The following is a 16,228-nucleotide window of genomic DNA, read 5'->3' as shown; positions in this document are numbered from 1 at the left end:
ATATATGGATATTCATGACTTTAACCCGTCTCGCCGCCGTTTTCTGAGCGGTATGTTGGCGGTGGGCGCGGCCAGTGCGCTGGCGCCGAATCCGCTGATATCAAAAGTATGGGCAGCGGGAGAAAACCCCGCACAGTGGATTCAATCCGGTTCGCATTTTGGCGCTTTTGAAGCCAAGGTTGTCAACGGCGAGTGGACAGAAACCCGGCCTTTCAAACATGACAAATACCCTTGCGATATGCTGAACGCGGTGCGTGAAGTGGTCTATAACCCGTCGCGGGTGCGTTATCCAATGGTTCGTCTGGACTGGTTACGTAAACGCGAGAAATCGGATCGCAGCCAGCGCGGAGATAATCGTTTTGTGCGGGTAAGCTGGGATCAGGCGCTGGATCTGTTTTACGAAGAGCTGGAACGGGTACAAAAAACCTACGGCTCATCGGGGGTATTTACCGGGCTGGCCGACTGGCAAATGGTAGGGAAATACCATAAAGCGGGCGGGGCGATGGACAGAGGGCTTGGTCTGCATGGTAGCTATGTGACGACCGTTGGCGACTACTCTGCAGCAGCTGCGCAGGTTATCTTGCCGCATGTGATTGGTTCGCTGGAAGTTTATGAACAGCAAACGTCACTGCCGCTGGTTATTCAGAACAGTAATACCATCGTGCTGTGGGGGTGCGATCCGATCAAAAACTTGCAGATCGAGTTCCTGGTTCCCGATCACGATGCGTTTGGCTACTGGCAACAGATTAAAGAAGCGGTTGCGCAGGGTAAAATGCGCGTTATCAGCGTCGATCCAGTGCGTAGCAAATCGCAAAACTACCTTGGCTGTGAACAACTGGCGCTACGACCACAAACCGATGTCGCGCTAATGCTGGCACTCGCCCATACGCTGTATGAAGAAAAACTGTATGACACGGCGTTTATTAACGATTACACCGTGGGTTTTGAGCAGTTTTTGCCCTATCTGCTTGGGGAGAGTGATAAGCAGCCGAAAAATGCCGAATGGGCAGCGCAAATCTGTGGCCTGACGGCGGAGCAGATCCGTGATTTCGCCCGCTTGCTGGTCAAAGGCCGGACCCAATTTATGGGCGGTTGGTGCGTACAACGCATGCATCATGGCGAACAGTATCCCTGGATGCTGGTGGTGCTGGCCAGTATGGTTGGGCAAATTGGCTTGCCGGGCGGCGGCGTAGGGTTTGGCTGGCATTACAACGGCGGTGGTACGGTGACATCCACCGGACCTGTACTGTCCGGGCTGGGAGGGATCGCGAATCCTCCACCGGCGAAGTATAAAGCGGATTTTCGCGGCGCATCGGAGCATATCCCCACCTCACGCATCGTTGACTGCCTGCTGGAGCCGGGCAAAAAGGTTGCCTTTAACGGCGAAACGTTAACCTGGCCTGATATTAAAATGGCGATCTACAGCGCGGCGAATCCATTCCATGCGCAGCAGGATCGTAATCGCATGATCAAGGCATGGAAGAAGCTGGAAACCGTGGTGGTATTGGATCATCAATGGACCGCGTCGTGTCGATTTGCCGATATCGTCCTGCCTGTTACCACCCGCTTTGAACGTAACGATATTGAACAGTTTGGTACGCATTCGAACAAAGGGCTGATGGCCCTGCATCAGATTGTTAAACCGCAATATGAAGCGCGGCATGATTTTGACGTTTTTGCCGGATTATGTAAGCGCTTTGATAAAGAGGCGGTGTACCGCGAGAACCGTGATGAAATGCAGTGGATACAGGCGCTCTACGACGAAGGCGTGAAGATGGGCGCGTCGCTCGGTGTCTCCTTACCGGACTTTACTACGTTCTGGCAGGGCGAAGGATACATTGAATATCCGGCCGGACAGCCGTGGGTGCGTCACGGTGAGTTTCGCGACCAACCAGATCTTAATCCCCTGGGAACGCCGTCAGGTCTGATTGAAATCTACAGTAAAACCATTGCTGGCTTTGCTTACGAGGATTGTCCCGGTCATCCGGTATGGATGGAACCGTTTGAACGTAATCATGCCGCTAAAAAAAATAAATATCCGCTGCATCTGCAATCCTGCCATCCTGATAAACGTCTGCACTCGCAGTTGTGCTCGAGCGAGGCGTTTCGCAATACCTATGCGGTTGCCGGAAGAGAACCGCTTTATATCAGCGCGCAGGATGCCACTGCCCGTGGTCTGAAAGCAGGTGATATCGCTCGCGTCTTCAACGACCGTGGTCAGGTGCTGGCTGGGGTGGTGATTAGCCCGGATTTTACCCCTGGCGTAATCCGCATTCATGAAGGGGCGTGGTATTCCCCGCAGGAGGGGGGAAAAGCCGGGACGTTATGCACTTATGGCGACCCGAATGTCCTGAGCGCCGATATTGGTACTTCACAGCTGGCGCAAGGCCCTTCAGCGCATACCGTGCTGGTGGAGGTCGAACGTTATCAGCAGAAAAAAGCGCCACCAGTAACGGCATTCGGCGGCCCGGAGACAGTAAAAGAGGAGGGGGAAAGTGCAGCATAACCAAATACATCAGCAGCGGGTGGACATATACCAGTGGTTCTCGCAATTGCTGTTCCGTGAGCTGGACGAAAAGCAACTTGCCAGCCTTGAAAACGACGATAATCGGGCGTGGATTGTCTCACTGGCGGCGATTCCTGGATTGTCTGGCAAGGTTAAGCATTTTGAGCGTAGTCTGACCCGGATTTTACGCCGTGATTCCCGACAGCTGGAACTCGCCGCGGATTTTGCCTCGCTGTTTCTGCTGGCGCCGCCTAGCGGAGTCTCTCCCTATGCAGGGCACTATCCGCATACGACCGCGTCAGCAGAACGTCAACAAATGAATGTGCTGCTGATCGAACACGGTCTGACCGCGCGGGAAAATGAGCCATCCGATCATATCGCCATTCAACTGGCATTGATGGCGAAGATGGTTGCTAAAGAGGAGGCGGTATCTGCGCAGTATTACTTTTTGCATCACCATATGATGTGCTGGGCGCCATTGCTACGCGATGCCTGCCTGGCGCGAGATGAACAGGGGTTTTACCCGCAGGCGGTCAATCTGATAGTGAGTTTTATGCGCGAGGATGAACAGTATCTGGAATCGCTGTTAATGGATGATTTTTATCTCAGCAGTCAGCGTTGAAAATGAAAAGGGACAGCTGGTGCTGTAATGCCAGCCAGTTAAGCATTATGGAGAATATTTTATTGCAGCATAGGGTTCCGTTCACCTCAGCGGAGTCATTTCTCTGAAGCGCAGATACCCGTGAACGTGCAAGGGAGGCTCACCGCCGCCTCCCTTGCATCCCAGGCTCCCGGCGGGAAAATCGTCGCTGCGCGAGTTATTCGTCTTATGCCGTCTGACTGTCGGGTCGGGGCCGAGCCTGCGTCCATGCAGGCCGTCCCCTCTGCCCGCATCCCTGCGGGCAGACCCGGTCAGCCGTCAACGACTCATCGATTTTCAGCCGGACCGGGGTCATCGCTTCAACTCTCTGACTTTCAGTTAAATCTCTTTTGCTGTTCAGATATATTCAAATAAAAATACAGATGGTCAGGTGCGGGCTGGTCCGGCTGAAAATTGCCGACGTGTTTCCGTAAGGCCGGGAGAACCCGCAGGGATGCGGGTTCAGGGCGCGCTTTACAGGGACGTTACATCGCGCCCGGCCCGGAAGCCTGGAGGAATGAGCGGAGGGAACCACGAAGTGGCAATTTTCCCGCCGGGAGCCGGGATTGTTAAGGGTACGGCGATAGTACCCTTAACACGTTCACAGGCAGTATCGTTTCAGAGAAATGAAATACATAAGGTGAACGTAACAATACACCAGAGGTAACAGATTCAATACCTGTGGCTGTTTTACTCTCAGATATCGTTACGATCATTCATCTTTGTAAACTAACAAGCCTTACAGCCTGCGCTGTCCCTTTTCGTCAATGAGGAGCAGAAAATTAGTCTGCCCGGCCCATGTAGCGACGTTCTTCGATATGAATACGGATTTTTTCGCCCGCACTCAAATACTCAGGAACCAGGATCACCAGGCCGGTAGTCAGGGTCGCAGGTTTGTTACGCGCGCTTGCTGATGCCCCTTTAATGCCGGGCGCTGTTTCAACAATTTCCAGGTCTACCGTTTGCGGCAGTTCCAGCGCCAGCAGTTGGCCGTCCCAGGTCAGAACCTGCATGTCCGGCATCCCGCCTTCCGGCATGAACAGCAGTTCTTCTTCAATCTGGTCTTTGGTGAAGGTATACGGGGTATAGTCTTCTTTATCCATAAAGACATATTCGTTGCCATCGACATAGGAAAAGTCGACGCCACGACGGCTCAGGGTGACAGTATCAACGATATCATCGCCCTTGAAACGCTCTTCAACTTTCAGGCCGGTACGGACATCAGAAAAACGCATTTTGTACAGCGTGGCGGCGCCACGTGCGGTTGGTGATTGAATATCAATATCTTTTACAATCAGCAGCTTGCCGTTGTAATTCAGTACCATACCTTTTTTAATTTCGTTCGCTCTTGGCATCGAAAAAATCCTGTAGTGAGGAGTGTCTAAAATATCGCGTAAAACTACTCGCGCCGGGGCATTCAGGCAAGTGGAATTGATGCTTTTGCTGGTGCAAAAAAGGTGTTACTGTGCGCTTCTCTCACAATCCGATGGTTTACGATAAAGAGAATACTGTATGGAATGCCGTCCGGATTGTGGTGCATGCTGCACCGCGCCTTCAATCTCCAGCCCTATCCCTGGTATGCCTGATGGCAAGCCCGCTAATACGCCATGCGTTCAGTTGGATGAATCCTTGCGCTGCAAAATTTTTGCTTCGCCGCTGCGGCCAAAAGTATGTGCCGGTTTGCAGCCCAGTGCGGAAATGTGTGGGAAGACGACGCACCAGGCCATGCTGTATCTTATTGAGCTTGAAGCGCTGACCGCGCCTTAAACATCTTTGATGCGCGCCAGGCACACGATGGTGGCGATGATCATCACCAGCGCAAACCAGAACACGGCGTGATAATTCCAGATTTCAGCGGCAATACCTGCCAACGATCCGGCAATAATCCAGCCTACGCGAATGGTATTCGTATAAAGGGTCGTGGCTGAACCTGCTTGTCCTGGCATCAAATCCTGGAAATAGAGCATGCCAATCCCACCAAGGATGCCGATATAAATCGCGTTCAGCAGCTGTAAACCAAGCAATACCGCCGGAGAGTGGGCCAACAGCATACCGGCATAAAAGAAAAAGCCGGCCACGACGGCAATTCGCATCAACAGACGCTTGCCCAGACGCTTAGCAAAGTATCCGGCAATCAACATGGTCGGGATTTCCAGCCCGGCAGCGGTTCCCATCATGATACCCGCCAGTTTTTCCGGCAGATGCAGTTCATTGATAATAAACAGCGGCATATTAATGATATAGAGGCTATTGGTCCCCCACATTAATGTGCAGATAACAAAAAGGAGCAGCGTGTCGCGACGATTGCGCCGTGGCGCCTCCAGCACGCCAGTGGCGAGAGGCACATTTTTACTCATTGACGGTAAGAACAGCCAAACCATTGCGCCGCAGACAATAAAAGCAACCGCCGCGCTGAGGTACATCACCGTGAAGCTAAATCCCATTGCCAGTGCGTAGGCCAGCGGCGGGCCAATTACCCAGGCCAGCGATACCTGCGCACGTAAAATTGAGCTGAACATGACCGCTTCCCGGCCTGTACGGTCGGCATGCTCGCGAGCGAGAGCAAACATTTGCGGGTTGGCGGTTGAACCAAAGCTGCTGAGGAAGACGCCGACAAACAGCAAAATAAAATAGTTACGGTTCCAGGCAAACAGCACGCAGGCCAGCATGCCCAGGACACAACAGAAGACAATCAGGTTTTTGCGATCGCCTTTTTTATCCGAGCGCCCGGCCAGAAACTGACTCACCAGGATACCGATTACGGCGCTGCCGGTAAAAAAGAACCCGACCATACCGGGACGGGCATGGACTTCATCGGTCAGAAAAAGACTCAGCGTTGGTGTCTGCAAAGCGCCGGCGATACCCGTCAGAAACGCGACAAGCAGGAACGCCGCAGACGTTAAATCGAACGCCTTAGGTGTGGCGGCTACGGGGGTGTTATGCATGTTTTGATATCAATGATGTGAAGAGACGCGGAGTTTACGCTGCTTGCCAGAAAATAAACAGGTAGCCAAATCAAAATCGGCATCAAAAATCAAAATAGCATTTCAGTCAAAGAATGCTGTTTGCTGATGTTGCTGAATCTGACACGCTGACGCCATTTTTGCTTCAGCAATTTTATCTCTCCCCAGAAGAAAATGTGCGTTATCTCTAAATTCAGCAAGTAATTTGTCAACTTTACTTGTGTGCTGAAGAAAAAAGATCAAGACTTCTTGAAACGTTTCAGCGTCATCTTGCCATAACTGATGGAGTCAGGTGACGCCTTTTTTCTCATATTGGCTGAATCGTTTCAATTCAGCGGGAGAGGAGAACCATGTTCCAGTTATCTGTTCAGGATATTCACCCGGGCGAACAGGCCGGGAATAAAGAAGAGGCTATTCGCCAGGTTGCCGCGGCCTTAGTGCAAGCGGGTAACGTTGCGGAAGGCTACGTCGATGGCATGCTGGCGCGTGAACAACAAACGTCCACGTTTCTAGGCAACGGTATTGCTATTCCTCACGGGACGACGGACACGCGCGATCGGGTGCTGAAAACCGGTGTGCAGGTGTTTCAGTTTCCGCAGGGCGTGGTCTGGGGCGAAGGACAGGTCGCGTATGTCGCGATCGGTATTGCCGCCAGCTCTGATGAGCACCTCGGTTTACTGCGTCAGCTAACGCATGTGTTGAGCGATGACTCCGTTGCTGAACAGCTGAAATCAGCGACTTCGGCGGAAGAGCTGCGCGCGTTGCTGATGGGCGAAAAGCAGAGCGAACAATTAAAGCTTGATAACGAAACGCTGTCACTGGACGTCGTTGCCAGCTCGCTGGTGACGCTGCAGGCGCTCAACGCTGCGCGGCTGAAAGAAATTGGTGCGGTTGATGCCGCATTTGTCGCCAGGGCAATCAATGAGCAGCCGATGAATCTCGGTCAGGGGATCTGGCTGAATGACTGTGCTGAAGGTAACGTGCGCAGCGCCGTTGCGGTCAGCCGCGCAGCAACGGCGTTTGATGTCCAGGGGGATGCGGCAGCCCTGCTGGTGACCGTCGCGATGAATGACGATCAACCGGTTGCGGTGCTGAAGCGCCTTGGCGATCTGCTGCTGAATAATAAAGCTGACCGTTTGTTGAAAGCGGATGCGGCAACGGTGCTGGCGCTGCTGACCAGCGATGACGCCTTAACCGATGATGTACTGAGCGCCGAATTTGTTGTGCGCAATGAGCATGGTTTACACGCCCGTCCGGGCACCATGCTGGTGAATACGATTAAACAATTTAACAGTGAAATTACCGTGACAAATCTTGATGGAACCGGCAAACCGGCAAATGGACGCAGTCTGATGAAAGTTGTGGCATTAGGCGTGAAGAAAGGACATCACCTGCGCTTTACCGCCCAGGGCGAGGATGCTGAACAGGCGCTGAAAGCGATTGGCGAAGCCATCGCTGCAGGTCTTGGGGAGGGCGCGTAATGAGCAGACGTGTTGCTACTATCACCCTTAACCCGGCCTACGACCTGGTGGGTTTCTGCCCGGAAATTGAACGTGGCGAAGTGAACCTGGTGAAAACCACCGGTCTGCATGCGGCGGGAAAAGGGATTAACGTCGCTAAAGTCCTGAAAGATTTAGGTATCGATGTCACGGTGGGCGGTTTTCTGGGTAAAGACAACCAGGATGGTTTTCAGCAGTTGTTCAGCGAGCTGGGCATTGCCAACCGTTTTCAGGTTGTACAAGGGCGTACCCGTATCAACGTCAAGCTGACCGAAAAAGACGGTGAAGTCACCGACTTCAATTTCTCTGGCTTTGAAGTCACCCCCGCTGACTGGGAACGCTTTGTGAATGATTCGCTGAGCTGGCTGGGCCAGTTCGACATGGTGTGCGTTAGCGGTAGTTTGCCGACCGGCGTGAGCCCGGAAGCTTTCACCGACTGGATGACGCGTCTGCGCAGTCAGTGTCCGTGCATTATCTTTGATAGTAGTCGTGAAGCGTTGGTGGCAGGTCTGAAGGCGGCGCCGTGGCTGGTGAAACCAAACCGTCGTGAACTGGAAATCTGGGCGGGTCGTAAACTGCCTGAAATGAAAGATGTGATTGATGCGGCGCATGCGCTGCGCGAGCAGGGTATTGCTCATGTGGTGATTTCCCTCGGTGCGGAAGGCGCGCTGTGGGTCAACGCTTCGGGTGAGTGGATCGCAAAACCGCCGTCAGTTGAGGTGGTCAGCACCGTTGGCGCGGGTGATTCGATGGTTGGTGGTCTGATTTATGGCCTGCTGATGCGTGAGTCCAGCGAACATACCCTGCGTCTGGCAACGGCTGTTGCCGCTCTGGCGGTAAGCCAAAGTAACGTGGGCATTACCGATCGTCCTCAGTTGGCCGCAATGATGGCGCGTGTCGACTTAAAACCGTTTAACTGACAGCAGGAGAGGCATAATGAAAACGCTGCTGATTATTGACGCCAATCTCGGCCAGGCTCGCGCTTACATGGCGAAAACCCTGCTTGGAGCGGCGGCGCAAAAAGCGCATCTGGAAATTATTGATAATCCGAATGATGCAGAACTGGCGATTGTTCTGGGCGACACGCTTCCTGCTGACAGTTCGCTGAACGGCAAAAAAGTCTGGCTCGGCGATATCGGTCGTGCGGTTGCGCATCCTGAACTCTTCCTCAGCGAAGCGAAAGGTCATGCAAAACCTTACAGCGCCCCGGTTGCGACAACGTCTGTTGCCAGCAGTGGCCCAAAACGCGTGGTGGCGGTGACGGCTTGTCCGACCGGCGTTGCCCATACGTTTATGGCTGCTGAAGCTATTGAAACAGAAGCGAAAAAACGTGGCTGGTGGGTAAAAGTTGAAACCCGTGGCTCGGTCGGGGCAGGCAATGCCATTACCCCGGAAGAGGTGGCTCAGGCGGATCTGGTGATTGTGGCGGCTGACATTGAAGTTGATCTGGCGAAGTTTGCCGGAAAACCAATGTACCGCACGTCTACTGGCCTGGCGCTGAAGAAAACCAAACAGGAGCTGGATAAAGCGCTGGAAGAGGCGACGCCGTATCAGCCAACCGGCAAGGCGCAGTCTGCGGCAACCGAAGGGAAGAAAGAGAGCGCTGGCGCGTATCGCCACCTGCTGACGGGCGTGTCCTACATGCTGCCGATGGTTGTTGCTGGCGGTCTGTGTATTGCGCTCTCATTCGCCTTTGGTATTGAAGCGTTTAAAGAGCAGGGCACGCTGGCGGCGGCGCTGATGCAGATTGGCGGCGGTTCAGCCTTTGCGTTGATGGTGCCGGTTCTGGCGGGGTATATCGCGTTTTCCATCGCTGACCGTCCGGGTCTGACGCCAGGTCTTATCGGCGGTATGCTGGCAGTGAGCACCGGTTCTGGCTTTATTGGCGGGATTATTGCCGGTTTTCTTGCCGGTTATGTGGCGAAGCTCATTAGCACCAGGCTGAAACTCCCACAGAGTATGGAAGCGCTGAAACCGATTCTGATCATTCCGCTGCTTTCAAGCCTGGTGGTGGGTCTGGCCATGATCTACCTGATCGGTAAACCGGTAGCCGGCATTCTGGAAGGTCTGACCCACTGGCTGCAAACCATGGGTACGGCGAATGCGGTGCTGCTCGGTGCGATTCTTGGCGGCATGATGTGCACTGACATGGGCGGTCCGGTTAACAAAGCGGCGTATGCTTTTGGTGTGGGCCTGCTGAGTACGCAAACTTATGCGCCGATGGCTGCCATTATGGCGGCGGGTATGGTACCTCCGCTGGCGCTGGGTCTGGCAACGCTGGTTGCGCGTCGTAAGTTCGACAAAGCCCAGCAGGAGGGCGGTAAAGCTGCGCTGGTGCTGGGCCTGTGCTTTATCACCGAAGGGGCTATCCCATTCGCCGCGCGTGATCCGATGCGCGTTCTGCCTTGCTGTATCGTTGGCGGTGCGATTACCGGCGCTCTCTCCATGGCGGTAGGGGCTAAGCTGATGGCGCCCCACGGCGGTCTGTTCGTGCTGTTAATCCCTGGCGCAATTACACCGGTGGTTGGCTACCTGCTGGCCATTATTGCCGGTACGCTGGTAGCCGGTCTCTCCTACGCGGTGCTGAAGCGCCCGGAAGCAGAGGTTGTGGCAAAGGCGGTCTGATTAAGCGCTGAAATCCAGGGCAGAGAAATCTCTGCCCTTTTTTATGCCTTAACCCTTACCGTTGCAGCATCGCCACAATAATCCATCCTGCCTTAAGCAAATTCGATAAAGTGCCTTTAAATCAAACTGGTCACGGAAATCGAATATGAAAAAAGCGCCCATTTTTGCTGCTCTGTCACTCGCGACGCTGCTGCTGACGGGATGTTCAACCACCTGGGTGATGACGACAACATCAGGTGCAACAATAGAGACGCAAGGCAAGCCTGAGCAAGACCCCGGGACAGGACTGACAAAATATGCTGACGCCTATGGTTATCACCGCGTGATTAAAAGCAGCGATGTGAAGCAAATAGATAAAGGTAAGACGGTATTGATGTGGTGAGCCGGGTCAAGTGAATAGAGAATCATTCAGGGGCGAAATCTTTCGCGCCCCTGAATAAGACGGCTCAGGCAATCATTGGGGCGATGATAAAGCCAAAGGCAACGCCCGCGATGATCCCACCCAGTCCTGGCAACATAAACGGATGGTTTAAGACATACTTACCTACGCGCGTTGTCCCGGTGGTGTCGAACTCCATCGCCGCCAGTGAAGTCGGGTACGTTGGGAGAACAAACACGCCGGTCACAGCCACATAGGAAGCCAGAATTGCCCAGGTAGGAACGCCAAGCGCGACGGCAAGCGGGATAATCAACGGCGTGGTGGCTCCCTGCGAATAGAGCAGCGCGCAGGTGCCAAACAATACCAGAGCCAGCAGCATCGGGTAGGCCTGCAGAATATTCCCCGCGATGTCCTTAATCTCCGCTAGGTGCGCGTCAATGAATGTGGTTCCCAGCGTAACAATGCCGAGAATGACTGCCAGCGAACTCATCCCGGCGCGAAAAGTTGACGTCAGGACAATGGCATCTGTAGATGTTTTGCACAGCACCACCATCAGGCAAGCGGCAGCCAGCATGCAGATAATAATGATATCCCGCGTATTCATTGGGCTGCCAACATCAAATCCAGGGCGTAGCTGCGGGAATGCGGCAAGAATAACGATGAGCACCGTGGCCAGCATAAACAGGGCGACGGAAAGTTTTGCACCCGGTGTGGTACTGTTTTGCCCTTCGTATTTGCGCACCAGCCCTTTCTGCAGGCGTTCCAGATAGACCTCATCGTCCTGGAGTTCACATCCCTGGCGCGAGGCGATGAATGCCCCAACCATCGCGGCAACAAACGAGGCGGGCAGACATACCGCCATAACCTGGATAAAGCTGATACCGTTTCCTTCCATGATGGTCAGCATTGCGGCCATTGCGGCGCTGATCGGCGAGCCGGATATTGCCACCTGGGACGCCACTACGGAGCCTGCGAGCGTACGAGAAGGGCGGATGCCTGACTCTTTCGCAACTTCGGCAATCACCGGCAGGGTGGAAAAGACAATGAAACCTGTTCCCGCCATTATGGTCATCGACCAGGTGATAATCGGTGCAATAACATTGATATATTTAGGATTACGACGCATAAAATTACCGGCAATGCGTACCAGATAATCCATGCCTCCGGCTGCCTGTAGCGCTGATGCCGCCACAACCACCGTCATAATAATAAGAATGACGTCCACAGGCGGCGAGCCAATTTTCAGACCAAATCCCAGGGTTAAAATAGCCAACCCCAGCCCACCGCATAAACCGATACCAATTCCGCCGAGGCGGATGCCGAAAAATATTGCGCCTAATACTACGATAATTTCCAACCAAAGCATAATGGCCTCCGCCAGATAATAATTCGCTATAAGAATGGCTTTTATTAAATGTGATGGTTAAATTGTGGTTTTTTTATTGCGCCAGAAGGTGGCTTTTTCCAACGCGTTTTTCATACCACTTAATTCCGGCACGAACCAATGAACCGGTTGAATCAATATATTTTGCTGGTGATTTCTTGACGGCTTCAGCAAGGATAACGGGGACTTCAGTACATCCCAGAACGATGACTTCCGCGCCGCGTGCAAAAAGTGCTTCAGCCTGTTCATTCATTAATATTTGTGCTTGCTTAACATCTCCTGCTTTCAGGCAATAAATACTTTCCATGACTTTTTCCTGGCTGGAAGAATCAGGGCTGACGCAGGTTAACCCAAGAGACTCTATCCCCTTTTGGTAGAGACCCATGTACAACGTGGCATTGGTAGCCAGCAGTCCGATGCGCGATTTTCCGCAGCTTCTAACCTCATTCAGGGTTGTCTCCACAATACTCAGCAACTCCGTATGACAGGATTCTTTTAACTCTTTAAACCAAAAGTGGGCGGTATTACACGGGATCACAATACACTCCGCGCCAGCATCTTCGAGTTTATGCATATAATCACGCATGGCCGGAAGCGGGGAATTACCATGACGCATTAATGCGTCAGTACGGTCGGGTATATCAGGAATGGATGAAATAATTAATGGAATATGTTCCTGATCGCGTTGCGCTGCAGTAAATGTGACGAATTTATTAAATAGATCGACGGTTGCAGCAGGTCCCATACCACCAAGTACGCCAATTAAACCTTTCACGATATATACCTCGTTTAACCATTAAATAATATTCAGTCTGTGTTTTATCTTGCCCTAATGTTTAACAGCAGAGCGTCGCGACGAGAAATGCAATAATGTTTGGCTTAATGCAAAAACCGCATGACTGTAGTTTTTTTCGCCGTTCTATGAGGTCAGGATAGGGTGCGGAGCCTGAAGATCTGCAAGCAGAGTAGGGTTGCGGCTGGATGGTGACGCTGACATGTTAATGTCAAAAACGAAGGCTTGATGCAAAAAACGAATCATTATGGGCTAATCGTCAATACCATCTTTGGAATTGTTCAGGCATGATGTTTTTAGGCTCATCAGCATATTTAAACATCCGCGTGACAGGCATGAAAAATATTGAGACAAAATGGTTATATGATTTCCTGACGCTGGAGGCATGCCGTCATTTTTCCCAGGCTGCGGAGGAGCGCAATATATCTCAGCCGGCATTTAGCCGGAGGATCAAAGCGCTCGAATCAGCCGTGGGGGTGCAGCTGTTTGATCGCACGACGACGCCGCTGCAATTGACGGAGGAGGGCAAGTTATTCCATTCGCAAACGCGTAGCCTGCTACAACAGCTGGAATGTAATCTGGACGAACTCAGTGGTCACAATCTGCTTGGGGTCCCCAACATAAAAATCGCGGCAGCGCATTCTTTGTCGCTGACCATGTTGCCCCGGTTAGTGCATTCAATGGCGGCCTGGGGGGAAGAATTTGTCTGGCACGTCGAGGCGATTGATGTGGTGCAAGCGGTGAATACCCTGCGCGAGGGGAAAAGTGATTTTATTATCTCGTTTCGTGACGAGGATTTAATGCAGTCGCCTTTCTGTGGCTTGAAGGTTTTTGAGTCAGAGCTCTATCCTGTCTGTGCTACCGATGGACAGGGGAACGCGTTGTTTGATATCTATCAGCCGCAGGCGCCGATTCTGAACTATACCAGCACATCCTACATGGGAAGATTGGTAAACCGTCAGTTAGCGGAAGTTGGCGGCATTTCAGCACGAACGTTGTTTATGTCTTCGATGAGTGAGTTGTTGAAAAACATGGCGCTGGATGGGCATGGGATCGCCTGGCTACCAGCGTGGTCGATCGTCAACGAGCTGCGCGATAAGCGTCTGGTGCGCCTGGAGACACCTGAACTGATGGTACCTATTCAGGCCTATATTTACCGGATGGATACCCGATTGAATAAAACGGCTGAACATTTCTGGCGTATTTTGTACAACCATATGCCAGAGGACCTGGTTTCGCTTACCTGAGACGCGCCAGCTCGCCTGGCGCATCTGAAAAATTTCCGGTTATACCGGAGTTATACTTTTTAGCCTGCTTAATTTGTGTACTACCTCTCATTTTCTCTCTCCCTTACAAACTGTATCTATAAAAAATTGTGATTCTGTTCATATCTATTGACTTTGGTTCTTGCAGATAGATTTACTTTGTCAAAAACATGCTTACTATAAACACATGTTCGATACTGAACATGTGCTCTAATAATTTTGTGTGTGGCGGTGGTTATTCTTAACGAACTCATTTGTGGCAAGATAATTGCCAGGGGACGTGCTATGCGTGAAAAGGAATACATAGTAACTATTGGCTCAGCCAATATGGATGTTGCTGGGTATTCGCATGCTTCTCTAAATTATGCGGATTCGAATCCAGGAAAGATAAAATTCACCCCCGGCGGAGTTGGACGCAACATTGCACATAATCTCGCGCTACTGGGTAAAAATTCGTGGTTACTGACCGCGGTTGGTAATGATTTTTATGGTCAATCGTTATTGGCGCAAACTAATCTATCCGGAGTACATGTTGATAAGTGTCTTATCGTTCCGGGAGAGAATACATCGAGTTATTTATCTCTGCTTGATAACACCGGTGAAATGCTGGTTGCCATTAATGATATGAGCATTACCGAACATATTTCACCGAGTTTTTTATCGCAGCAGCATGATTTTATTCGGCAGGCGAAAGTTATCGTCGCCGATTGCAATATCAGCGAAGACGCCCTTGCATGGGTGCTGGATAATGCCGGAGATGTTCCGGTGTTTGTCGACCCGGTATCGGCATGGAAATGCGTCAAAGTTCGCGAGCGGCTTGGACAAATTCACACCCTCAAACCTAACCGGCTTGAAGCCGAAACGCTGAGCGGTATTGCGCTTTCCGGGCGTGATGATGTTGGCAAAGTGGCCGCCTGGTTTCACGATCGCGGCTTAAATCGCCTGGTGCTCAGCATGGGCGGTGACGGAGTTTATTACAGTGATATTGCGGGGGATTGCGGTTGGTCGCTGCCGATTAAAACTCACGTCATTAATGTTACCGGGGCTGGCGATGCGATGATGGCGGGACTGGCTTCCTGCTGGGTAGACGGCATGCCCTTTATTGATTCGGTTCGATTTGCGCAGGGTTGTTCATCAATGGCATTAGCCTGTGAATATACCAATAACCCTGATTTGTCTGTTGCGAATGTTATCTCAATCGTGGAGAACACAGAATGTCTGAATTAACTCTTTCCTCTGAATTATTACAAATATCTCCAGAAGTACAGGAAGCATTAAACAGTAAAAAACCGATTGTTGCCCTCGAGTCAACCATTATTTCTCATGGTATGCCATTTCCGCAGAATGCCCAGACTGCTATTGAAGTAGAAGAAACTATTCGTAAGCACGGGGCAGTTCCTGCGACCATTGCCATTATTGGCGGGGTAATGAAAGTTGGTTTAAGCAAAGATGAAATTGAGTTGCTTGGAAGAGAGGGGCATAGCGTTACTAAAGTCAGTCGTCGTGATTTACCATTTGTGGTTGCTGCAGGGAAAAATGGTGCGACGACAGTTGCCTCAACCATGATTATTGCCTCCCTGGCGGGAATTAAAGTATTTGCGACGGGCGGGATTGGTGGTGTTCACCGTGGTGCTGAACATACCTTTGATATTTCCGCAGATCTGCAAGAACTGGCGCATACCAATGTCACGGTAATTTGTGCCGGGGCGAAATCTATTCTTGATCTCGGTTTAACGACCGAATATTTAGAAACCTTTGGCGTGCCGTTAATTGGATATCAGACTAACGCGTTGCCGGCATTTTTCTGCCGAACCAGTCCGTTTGAGGTCAGTATCCGTCTGGACAGCGCAAAAGAGATTGCCCGTGCCATGGCGGTGAAATGGCAGACAGGTCTCGACGGCGGTCTGGTTGTTGCAAACCCAATCCCGGAACAGTTTGCGATGGCTGAAGAGAAAATTAATGCGGCAATCGATCGGGCGGTAAAAGAAGCGGAAGAGCAGGGGGTTGTGGGCAAAGAGAGTACGCCGTTCCTGCTGGCGCGCGTTGCGGAGCTGACCGGCGGTGACAGCCTGAAATCAAATATTCAGTTGGTGTTCAACAACGCGGTACTGGCTTGTGAAATTGCGAAGGAGTATCAACGCCTCGCCTGACCAAATTTTCCGGGCAGAATGCGG

At 51.9% G+C, this 16,228-nt stretch carries 14 protein-coding genes; 10 read left to right on the top strand and 4 right to left on the bottom strand.

Features of this window, described 5'->3' with window-relative positions; genetic code table 11:
• Window positions 1-4 precede the first annotated feature (4 nt).
• Window positions 5-2,506, top strand: coding sequence for a trimethylamine-N-oxide reductase TorA (gene torA, locus FOB24_RS16990; RefSeq protein ID WP_150345213.1), 2,502 nt, complete (start codon window positions 5-7; stop codon window positions 2,504-2,506).
• Entirely contained in the window at window positions 2,496-3,128 is a 633-nt protein-coding gene (torD, locus tag FOB24_RS16985) for a molecular chaperone TorD (protein WP_150345212.1), read from the top strand. Before torA ends, torD begins: the two co-directional genes overlap by 11 nt.
• An 800-nt stretch (window positions 3,129-3,928) precedes the next feature.
• On the opposite strand, the gene yeiP is transcribed toward torD, so the two are convergent.
• The gene (gene yeiP / locus FOB24_RS16975) at window positions 3,929-4,501 is read right to left on the bottom strand and encodes an elongation factor P-like protein YeiP (RefSeq protein WP_038642029.1); all 573 of its coding nucleotides are present in this window, start codon (window positions 4,499-4,501) and stop codon (window positions 3,929-3,931) included.
• 157 nt (window positions 4,502-4,658) lie between these two features.
• Here yeiP and FOB24_RS16970 point away from each other — a divergent pair, with 157 nt between their 5' ends.
• Complete coding sequence (locus FOB24_RS16970) at window positions 4,659-4,913, top strand: YkgJ family cysteine cluster protein (RefSeq protein ID WP_005129254.1); 255 nt, start codon at window positions 4,659-4,661, stop codon at window positions 4,911-4,913.
• Here the strand turns inward: FOB24_RS16970 and setB are convergent.
• The gene (setB, locus tag FOB24_RS16965; RefSeq protein ID WP_150345211.1) at window positions 4,910-6,091 is read right to left on the bottom strand and encodes a sugar efflux transporter SetB; all 1,182 of its coding nucleotides are present in this window, start codon (window positions 6,089-6,091) and stop codon (window positions 4,910-4,912) included. The two genes, FOB24_RS16970 and setB, sit on opposite strands and share 4 nt — an antisense overlap.
• A 368-nt stretch (window positions 6,092-6,459) precedes the next feature.
• Here setB and fruB point away from each other — a divergent pair, with 368 nt between their 5' ends.
• The 4 genes from fruB (at window position 6,460) to FOB24_RS16940 (ending at window position 10,615) form a co-directional block, all read left to right on the top strand.
• A complete protein-coding gene (gene fruB / locus FOB24_RS16955; RefSeq protein WP_150345210.1) occupies window positions 6,460-7,590 on the top strand; it encodes a fused PTS fructose transporter subunit IIA/HPr protein in 1,131 nt (376 codons plus the stop codon).
• Window positions 7,590-8,528, top strand: coding sequence for a 1-phosphofructokinase (gene fruK / locus FOB24_RS16950; RefSeq protein WP_006683781.1), 939 nt, complete (start codon window positions 7,590-7,592; stop codon window positions 8,526-8,528). The genes fruB and fruK overlap by 1 nt, the downstream gene beginning before the upstream one ends.
• Window positions 8,529-8,544: 16 nt before the next feature.
• Window positions 8,545-10,233 (top strand): PTS fructose transporter subunit IIBC, encoded by a 1,689-nt coding sequence (gene fruA, locus FOB24_RS16945; protein WP_085047867.1) that lies wholly within the window; start codon window positions 8,545-8,547, stop codon window positions 10,231-10,233.
• 145 nt (window positions 10,234-10,378) lie between these two features.
• On the top strand, window positions 10,379-10,615 hold the full coding sequence (locus FOB24_RS16940) for a YgdI/YgdR family lipoprotein (RefSeq protein WP_038642021.1): 237 nt from the start codon (window positions 10,379-10,381) through the stop codon (window positions 10,613-10,615).
• Between the two features lie 64 nt (window positions 10,616-10,679).
• On the opposite strand, the gene FOB24_RS16935 is transcribed toward FOB24_RS16940, so the two are convergent.
• Complete coding sequence (locus FOB24_RS16935; protein ID WP_085047868.1) at window positions 10,680-11,978, bottom strand: anaerobic C4-dicarboxylate transporter; 1,299 nt, start codon at window positions 11,976-11,978, stop codon at window positions 10,680-10,682.
• A 73-nt stretch (window positions 11,979-12,051) separates the two neighbouring features.
• A complete protein-coding gene (locus FOB24_RS16930) occupies window positions 12,052-12,771 on the bottom strand; it encodes a cysteate racemase (RefSeq protein WP_087857399.1) in 720 nt (239 codons plus the stop codon).
• A 353-nt stretch (window positions 12,772-13,124) separates the two neighbouring features.
• Between FOB24_RS16930 and hypT the strand changes: the two genes are divergently transcribed.
• The 3 genes from hypT (at window position 13,125) to FOB24_RS16915 (ending at window position 16,204) form a co-directional block, all read left to right on the top strand.
• Complete coding sequence (hypT, locus tag FOB24_RS16925) at window positions 13,125-14,036, top strand: hypochlorite stress DNA-binding transcriptional regulator HypT (RefSeq protein ID WP_079226151.1); 912 nt, start codon at window positions 13,125-13,127, stop codon at window positions 14,034-14,036.
• Window positions 14,037-14,339: 303 nt separating this feature from the next.
• The gene (locus FOB24_RS16920) at window positions 14,340-15,281 is read left to right on the top strand and encodes a pseudouridine kinase (RefSeq protein WP_085047870.1); all 942 of its coding nucleotides are present in this window, start codon (window positions 14,340-14,342) and stop codon (window positions 15,279-15,281) included.
• Window positions 15,269-16,204, top strand: coding sequence for a pseudouridine-5'-phosphate glycosidase (locus tag FOB24_RS16915; RefSeq protein ID WP_038642013.1), 936 nt, complete (start codon window positions 15,269-15,271; stop codon window positions 16,202-16,204). Before FOB24_RS16920 ends, FOB24_RS16915 begins: the two co-directional genes overlap by 13 nt.
• Window positions 16,205-16,228: the final 24 nt, after the last annotated feature.

Source organism: Citrobacter werkmanii, from assembly GCF_008693645.1.
GTDB lineage: Bacteria > Pseudomonadota > Gammaproteobacteria > Enterobacterales > Enterobacteriaceae > Citrobacter > Citrobacter werkmanii.
This window is presented reverse-complemented; position numbering and strand designations above follow the sequence as displayed.

What these genes read in the sequence shown, in the direction of transcription:
- torA (WP_150345213.1), top strand. Translation starts at nt 5, where the DNA reads ATGGATATTCATGACTTTAACCCGTCTCGCCGCCGTTTTCTGAGCGGT.
- yeiP (WP_038642029.1), bottom strand. Translation starts at nt 4,501, where the DNA reads ATGCCAAGAGCGAACGAAATTAAAAAAGGTATGGTACTGAATTACAAC.
- FOB24_RS16970 (WP_005129254.1), top strand. Translation starts at nt 4,659, where the DNA reads ATGGAATGCCGTCCGGATTGTGGTGCATGCTGCACCGCGCCTTCAATC.
- setB (WP_150345211.1), bottom strand. Translation starts at nt 6,091, where the DNA reads ATGCATAACACCCCCGTAGCCGCCACACCTAAGGCGTTCGATTTAACG.
- fruB (WP_150345210.1), top strand. Translation starts at nt 6,460, where the DNA reads ATGTTCCAGTTATCTGTTCAGGATATTCACCCGGGCGAACAGGCCGGG.
- fruK (WP_006683781.1), top strand. Translation starts at nt 7,590, where the DNA reads ATGAGCAGACGTGTTGCTACTATCACCCTTAACCCGGCCTACGACCTG.
- fruA (WP_085047867.1), top strand. Translation starts at nt 8,545, where the DNA reads ATGAAAACGCTGCTGATTATTGACGCCAATCTCGGCCAGGCTCGCGCT.
- FOB24_RS16940 (WP_038642021.1), top strand. Translation starts at nt 10,379, where the DNA reads ATGAAAAAAGCGCCCATTTTTGCTGCTCTGTCACTCGCGACGCTGCTG.
- FOB24_RS16935 (WP_085047868.1), bottom strand. Translation starts at nt 11,978, where the DNA reads ATGCTTTGGTTGGAAATTATCGTAGTATTAGGCGCAATATTTTTCGGC.
- hypT (WP_079226151.1), top strand. Translation starts at nt 13,125, where the DNA reads ATGAAAAATATTGAGACAAAATGGTTATATGATTTCCTGACGCTGGAG.
- FOB24_RS16920 (WP_085047870.1), top strand. Translation starts at nt 14,340, where the DNA reads ATGCGTGAAAAGGAATACATAGTAACTATTGGCTCAGCCAATATGGAT.
- FOB24_RS16915 (WP_038642013.1), top strand. Translation starts at nt 15,269, where the DNA reads ATGTCTGAATTAACTCTTTCCTCTGAATTATTACAAATATCTCCAGAA.